The 7,800-nt window shown below is 74.4% G+C and carries 2 protein-coding genes; both read right to left on the bottom strand.

Annotated features, from left to right (window positions below; translation table 11 throughout):
* Nucleotides 1-429: 429 nt before the first annotated feature.
* Nucleotides 430-4,386 carry a type I polyketide synthase gene (locus AN218_RS32045; protein ID WP_070020535.1) on the bottom strand — a complete coding sequence of 1,319 codons (3,957 nt, stop codon included), beginning with the start codon at nucleotides 4,384-4,386 and terminating at the stop codon, nucleotides 430-432.
* The coding region (locus AN218_RS32040) for a non-ribosomal peptide synthetase (protein WP_070020534.1) at nucleotides 4,383-7,800 on the bottom strand (3,418 nt) is incomplete at its 5' end. The genes AN218_RS32040 and AN218_RS32045, both read right to left, overlap by 4 nt.

The following is a 7,800-nucleotide window of genomic DNA, read 5'->3' as shown; positions in this document are numbered from 1 at the left end:
GGCCCGGCCTCCGCGACGGCCGCCTCGCCCTCGGGCCAACTGCCCAGCAGCCAGGGGCGTCCGGAGGCGTGCGCCAGCCGCTCCGGCGCTTCGCGCGCCAGCCGCAGCGCCACCGGGGCCGCCGCGTCCGTGTCCGGCAGGGCAACCCACCATCGCTTCACCGAACCATCCCTCCACTCGGGCCGGTTGACAGCGGACGGCCCGCCGTCTCCGTGGTGACCGCGGCACACGCGGCACGGGCGTACGCCGCAACACGCCCCAGGGCGCGTTCGCCCTCGGCCGTCCGGTCGGAGATCTCCCCGCCGGATCGGCACACAATCGGCAGAAGGGGTTAAACCGCCCTTTGGAACGCACATGAAGCACACGAACCACAGGGCACACGGGGGCCGTTCGGGGCTCTGGTCACGGCGGCTGCGACGGCCGCGTCCGTCATCCGCCCGTCAGCGACGCCCGTATCTGCGAGATCATCGGCATCAGCACCCGCCGCGCCCCGATCTCCCGGAACTCCGGCTCGTGGTCGGCGACGGCCCGTTCGACCGAGCGCCGCCACAGCACCGTGTGGTCGATCTGGGCCACGAGTTCGTCCCGTATCCCGCCGGGGACATGCGCGCGTGCCGTGGTGTTGGCGATGACCGGGACGGCCGGAGGCGCCCAACTCCCCGTCAGCGCGGGGTCGTCGAGCATGTCGCCGAACTCCCGCGCCGCCGGCCGCATCAGACGGGAGTGGAACGGGCCGCTGACGTCCAGCCTGCGCACCGACCGGGCGCCGTGCGAGAGCAGTACCGGCGTGAGGGCGTCCAGATCCGCCTCCGGCCCGGCCAGGGTGTGGGCGCGGGGGGCGTTGGCGGCGGCGAGGTCCACCCACCCGGAGGCGCCGTCCGCCTCGGGGCCGCCCTCCGGCGGTACGTTCCGTGCGTCGAGGATCTCCCCGATCTCCTCCTCCGTGAGGCCGTTGACGGCGATCATCCCGCCCGCGATCCTCGCCATGGCCCGGGCCCGCCCGGCGACCAGCCGCAGTCCCTGGGCGAAGGTGAACACCCCTGCCGCCTCAAGGGCGTTGTACTCGCCGATGCTGTGGCCCAGCGTGACCGCCGGGTGCTCCCCGGTCTCCTCCACGTGGCCGCGCAGGGCGAGGGCGTTCACGACGTACACGGCCGGCTGCGTCCAGGTGGTGTCGGTGAGCGGACGGAGCGGATCGCCGGCGCAGACGTCCGCGACGGAGTAGCCGAGCACCTCGTCGGCCTCCGCAGTGAGTTCGGGGTGCCGGGCGAACAACTCCCGCCCCATGCCGGGGTACTGGGTGCCCTGGCCGGGGAAGACCAGCGCCACGGGCCGCGGTCGGGGCCCGCCCGCCGCCGCGGCCGGTACCGCCTCCGCCGTCGCGCGCGATCCCGCCCCGCCCGGTGCCGCCCGCGTCCCCGCACCCGATGTAGCGGTGTCCCCGGGCTTTCCGGCCAGCGCCTCGTCGTACGCCGCCGCCAGCCCGGGCAGCCGGGAGGAGTCGAACATGTCGAAGTGGTGCCCCGGCACCGGTGTGACGCGCAGCTCCCCGGTGAGCTGCCGCCGCCAGCGCTGCCGCAGCTCGTCGGGGGAGCGCGGCGCGTCCGCGTCCTCGACGCCCGCCAACGTGCCCGCCGGCAGGGGCTGTTCGGCGGAGAAGAGATGCACCGGACCGTCGTACGGGCGGGGCCGGTACGACGCGAGCGCACGGTCGCAGGTGCGCCAGACCGTGTACATCGTGGTCAGTTCGCGCACGGTGGCCTGGCTCCAGTCTGGGGCCCGTACGGACTCGACGGCCTCGTCCACGGTGCGGGGGCGCTGCTCGCCCTCGTCGGCGGCGGGGCCGGGCCCGGGGCCCGCGGCGCCCTCCGGTGCCGGAAGCGCGAAGGTCAGCCGCAGCAGCCCGGGGAAGAGGTCGAGGAACTCCTGCTCGCCGCGCTCCCTTCCGGGCTTCTCGTGCGGGGGCGGGGTGTCCCACAGCAGCACCTGCTCGACGCGCTCGCCCATGCCGGTCAGCAGCCGCGCGGCCTCCAGCGCGACCGTGCCGCCGAACGAATAGCCGCCCAGCCGGTACGGGCCGTGCGGCCGCACCCGCTGGATGAGGCGTACGTGGTGCTCGGCGATCCGGGGGACCGTCGTCAGCGAATCCGCCAGCTCCACCGGGTACTTGATGCCGTACACCGGGCTGGGGTCGGCGCTGTGTCCGGCCAGGCCCAGCGCGAAGGAGACCGTGCCGCCGGAGGGGTGGATGAGGAAGACCGGCACCTCGTCGGCCTTGCCCTCCTTGACGGGCACCAGCGACGCGTCGTCGTGCGGCGCAGCGCACCACTCGGCCACCGCACGCGGCGTGCCCAGCCTGGTGAACTGCTCCAGCGTCAGCCGCGCCTCCAGCCGGCGGCTCAGGGCGTCGGCGACCTCGATGGCGTGCAGGGAGTCGCCGCCGAGCGCGAAGTAGTCGTCGTCCGGACCCACGGACTCGATGCCCAGGCGGGCGCGGAAGACCTCGGTCGCGACCGCCACGGGGTCCTCCGCGCGCTCGCCGGCGGCCGGCTCCGCGCGCTCCTCCGGCGCCTCCCCTCCGGGAGGCGTCGGCGGGGCGGCGGGACCCGACGCCGGGGTGAACTCGATCCAGTGGCGCGCCCGGTGGAGACGGATCCCGGGCAGGCGGATCTTGCGCGCCTGTGCGGTGCCGCCGTCCGGGCCCTCCGTGCGGGACGTCCGCCCGTCCGCCGCACCGCCGGACCCGCCGTCCGCCGCGCGCCGCTCCTCATGCCGTCCGTCGCACACCTCCCGCAGCCGCGCCACGGCCTCCTCCTGGGTCGCGGCGGTCAGCGAGATCCGGTGCTTCATCCGCAGCCGCCCGTGGGCGAGCGTGTAGGCGAGGTCGTCGAGCCGGGTCTCCGGGTTCCGGTCCAGGTGAGTGAGCAGGTCCGCCGCGGTGTCCCGTACGCCGCGCTCGTCCGGTGCCGACAGCGTCAGGACGACGTCGCCGCCGGGCTCGGCCCCGCGCGGCGGGGGAGCCGGCGCCCTGGTCAGGACGGAGTGCGCGTTGGTGCCGCCGATGCCGAGCGAGCTGACGGCGGCGGCGCTGATCGGCGCGGCGGGGCGGAGGAGCCGGTCCCGTACGACGAACGGCGTCTCGGCCAGGCGCAGTTCGGGATTGGGCTCGGTGAAGTTGACCTGCGGCGGGACCGTCTGGTGGTACAGCACCAGTGCCGTCTTGATCAGCCCGGTGACGCCCGCGGCGGCGTCGAGGTGCCCGATGTTGGCCTTGATGCTGCCGAGGGCGCACTCGGCGGGCGGATCGCCGCCGCGCTCGTAGGCGCGGGTGAGCGCCGAGACCTCGATGGGGTCGCCGAGATAGGTGCCCGTGCCGTGCGCCTCGACATAGCCGACCGCCGACGCCGGTATCCGCGCCAGCTCCAGGCAGCGCCGCACGGCCTCCTCCTGGCCGAGGGCGCTCGGGGCGCTGTAACCCGCCTTCAGGGAACCGTCGTTGTTGACCGCGGTGCCCGCGACGACCGCGTACACCCGGTCCCGGTCGGCCAGCGCGTCGTCGAGGCGCTTGAGCACCACGACGCCGCAGCCGCTGCCGCTGACCATGCCGGAGGCCGCGGCGTCGAACGGGCGGCAGTGCCCGTCCCGCGCGTACGTACCGCCCGAGCGGTAGCGGTAGCCCGCGGTCTGCGGCGTGAAGACGCTGGCGCCGCCCGCCACGGCCACGTCGCAGCCGCCCGAGCGCAGCGCCGCGCACGCCTGGTCGACCGCGACCAGCGAACTGGAGCACGCCGACTGCACGTTGAGGCTCGGGCCGCGCAGATTCAGCGCGTAGGAGACCCGGGTGGCGAAGAAGTCCTTGTCGTTGCCGAGCAGGACGGGGTACGTGAACGCCTGGTCCCGGTACTCGGGCGAACGCAGCACATGGTGCAGCAGATACGAACTCAGGCTGGAGCCGGCGAAGACGCCGACGGCGCCGTCGTACGCGGTGGGCGGCGTGCCCGCGTCCTCCAGCGCCCGCCACACGCACTCCAGGAAGATCCGCTGCTGCGGGTCGACGAGCCGCGCCTCGGCCGGCGTCATCCCGAAGAACGCCGCGTCGAAGTCCTCGATGCCCGCCAAGTCGGCGCCGTACGGCACATATTCGGGATCGGCGGCCAGCTCCTCCGGTACGCCCGCGGCGCGCAGTTCGTCGTCCGAGAACCGGCGTACGGCCTCCCGGCCCGCCGTCAGCATCGACCACAGCGCGTCGACGTCGCCCGCGCCGGGGAAGCGGCCCGCCATGCCGACGACGGCGACGGGCGGCTGCACGGCCCGCTCGTCCCCGGCGAAGGTGGCGTACGCGGCGTAGGCGCCGTCCCGCCCGTCGCTGCCCGCGGCGCCGGTCATCGCCGCTCACCCCTCTCCTCGGTGTACAGCCGTTCCACCAGCGCGGCGTAGCCGCGGAGCGTGGGGTGGCTGAAGAGGTCGACGGCGCGCAGCCGCGAGAGCCCGAAGCGCTCGCTCACGCGCTCGTGGATCGCCGTCACATGGAGCGAGGCGCCGCCGATGTCGAAGAGGCGCTCGTCCGGGTCGAGTTCGTCGACCGGGACGACCTCGCGCCAGATCGCGGCGACCTGCTCCAGCACTGACGTGCCCTTCTCCGCGGGTGCCGCTCCCGCCTCCCGTACGGTCTCTTCGCGCTCCGGCTCCTCGCCGCGCACAGCCTCTTCGCGCACGGACTCCTCGCGTACGGCCGCCGGTACGGGCAGCGCCGCGCGGTCCGTCTTGCCGCCCGCGGTGACGGGGAAGCGCTCCAGCGCCGTGAAGACCCCGGGCACCATGTAGCCGGGCAGCCGCGCGGACGCCACGTCCCTCAACTCGCGGGCGGTGACCGTGCTTCCGGGCGCCGTCGTGTAGTAGGCGGCCAGATACGGGCTGCCCGGACGGTCCTCGCGCCGCATCACCAGGACCGAGGCGACGTCCGGGTGCGTCCGCAGCGCCGCCTCGATCTCGCCGGGCTCCACGCGGTAGCCGTACAGCTTGAACTGCCCGTCCGCGCGGCCCGCGTAGTCGATCGTCCCGTCCTCCCGCCAGCGCGCCAAGTCGCCGGTGGCGTAGAGCAGTTCGCCCGGTGCGCCGTACGGGTCGGGCACGAAGCGCTCGGCCGTCAGCTCGGGCCGGTGCAGATAGCCCGTCGCCAACCCGGGCCCGCCCAGGTGGAGTTCGCCGGTGACGCCGACGGGCACCGCCTGCCGGTTGCCGTCGAGGACACGGACCCGGGTGTTGGGCGTCGGTATCCCGATCGGCAGGGGATCGGTGACCTCGTCCGGGCCGGTCATCGTGTGGTACGTCGAGTACGTGGTGGCCTCCGCCGGGCCGTAGCCGTTGATCAGCCGCATGCCCGGATTCGCCTCCAGCGCGGTGGCCGCCAGCCCCGGATCGAGGGCCTCGCCGCCGACCACGAGGGTGCGCAGCCCCGCCAAAGAGCCTGGGCTCTCCTCGACTTGGCGGTGGAAGAGGGCCGTGGGCATGTTCCCGTGCGTGATGCCGTGCCCGGCGATGTACGAGCCGAGGCGGCCGGAGGTGAGCCCCTCCGCCGGTGCGAGGACGAGCTGCGCCCCGTTCGCGAGCGCCCCCCAGATGTCGAACGTGACGAGGTCGAAGGAGAGCGAGGAGACCAGCAGCAGCCGCGAACCGGGCCCGGTCCCCGTCCACGACGGCATCCCCAGCACGAGGTCGGCGACCGCCCGGTGCGGGACCTGCACGCCCTTCGGCTGCCCCGTCGAGCCCGAGGTGTAGATGACGTACGCGGCGTCGTCCCCTGAGATGGCGACGGCCGGCGCGCGGGCCGGGCTGCCCGCGATCGCGTCGTGGTCGTCGTGGAGGACCTCCGGGGTCAGCTCGATCGCGAGCCCGGCGTCCTCCGCCATGAAGGCGAGCCGGTGCTCCGGATAGGCGGGGTCGAGCGGGACGTAGGCCGCGCCGGTCTTGAGGACGGCGAGGAAGGCGATCACCGCGTCGGCCCCGCGGGGCAGCCGGACGCCCGCCATCGTGCCGGGATCCACGCCGCGTTCGGCGAGGTAGTGCGCCAACCGGTCGGCCCGCTCGGTCAGTTCGCGGTAGGTGAGATGGACGCCGGCGTCGTCGGTGAGGGCGGGCGCGTCGGGCGTGCTCTCCGCCTGCCGGGCGACCAGTTCGTGCACGGCCGTCGGCGGTGCGTGCACGGTCTCACCGTCGGCGAACGTACTGAGGACACGCGTGCGTTCGGCCCCCGTCAGCATCCGCAGCCGCGTCACCGGCACGTCCGGCTCGGCGACGGCCGACTCCAGCAGCGTACGGAAGTGGCCCACCATGCGCTCCACGGTCGAGGCCCGGAAGAGGTCCGTGCTGTACTCCACGGTCAGCCGCAGACCGCCCTCCGCGTCCGGGATCAGATTGACCGTCAGGTCGAACTTGGCGATCCCGGTGTCGACGTACTCGAAGGACGACTCGATCCCCGCGAAGGTCATCTCGTGCCGGTAGACGTCCTCCGGGACCAGGCACACCTGGAGGTACGGGTTCTCCGCCGAGGACATGCGGCCCGTGCGCTCCAACAGCAGTCCGTACGGGAGCCGTTGGTGGGTGTAGGCGTCGGTGACGGTCCGCCGGGTACGGGCGAGCAGGTCACGGAAGCCGGGCGCACCGCCCAAGTCGGCCCGCAGCGGCAGGGTGTTGAGGTAGTAGCCGACGGACCGCTCCGTGCGCGGATGGTCGCGCCCGGAGAACGGCGCGCCCACCGCGAGGTCTTCCGTGCCGCAGTAGCGCGCGAGGAGCGTGTGGAGGGCGGCGAGGAACGCCGTATAACGGGTCGCTCCCGCGTCGTGCGCCAGCTTGTCGACGCGCTCGGTCAGCTCGGGGGAGAGGCGCGCACGGACGAGCGCGCCCTCGCCGGAGGGGAGTTCGGGACGGGGGAAGTCCGTCGGCAGGTCCAACGTCTCGGGCAGACCGTCGAGCCGGCCGCGCCAGTACGCCAGGTCCTCGGCGAGGCGGTCCTCTTCGACCAGGGCGTGCTGCCGGATCGCGAAGTCGGCGTACTGGCTCTGCGGCGGGCCGAGTCCGGCGGCCTTCTCCACCGCCGTCTGCGGCGCGCCGTCCACGCCGGTCACGTCGTCCGCGCCGTTCAGGCCGTCCGCCGCGCCGCTCTCCGCCTCGAACGCCGTGTAGAGCGCGGCCAGTTCCTCGAAGAGCGTGTCCGCCGAACCGCCGTCGAAGACGCTGTGGTGCATGGACAGCACGAGCAGATGCTCACGGGCGGCGCAGCGCAGCAGCTCCGCCCGCACCTGCGGCCCGTGCACGAGGTCGAAGGGACGCCGCACCGCCTCCCGTACGGCCCGCTCCTCCTCGGCCGCCCGCTCGCCGGCGGGCACGGCGCGAAGGGCCCGCACGGTCAGCCCGTGGGGCGTGAACGGCCGTATCTCCTGGCGCAGTTCGCCGCCCTCCATGACCAGGCCGGTGCGCAGGGCCTCGTGCCGCGCGACCACGGCGTCGACCGCGCGGGAGAGCGCGGTGACGTCCAGCGGCCCGCGCAGCCGCAGCACCAGCGGCTCGTTGTAGACGGCGCTGCCGGGGTGCAGCGACTCGTGGAACCACAGTCCGCGCTGTCCGTACGTCGCCGGTACGGGCTCGCCGGGGTGCGGCGCCCGCAGCGGGGGATCGCCGTCCGGGTCGGCGCCCGGTGCGGTGGCCACGGCGGGTGCGCGGGTGACCGCGGCCTGGAGCGCGGCCAGGTCCTCGGTCAGCAGGATGTCCAGCACCCGTACGCGCTTGCCCAGCCGCGCGGCG

Origin of the sequence: Streptomyces nanshensis, assembly GCF_001751255.1 — a bacterium.
Lineage (GTDB): Bacteria > Actinomycetota > Actinomycetes > Streptomycetales > Streptomycetaceae > Streptomyces > Streptomyces nanshensis_A.
This window is presented reverse-complemented; position numbering and strand designations above follow the sequence as displayed.

Coding starts and splice junctions, on each gene's coding strand:
- AN218_RS32045 (WP_070020535.1), bottom strand. CDS start 4,386: ATGACCGGCGCCGCGGGCAGCGACGGGCGGGACGGCGCCTACGCCGCG.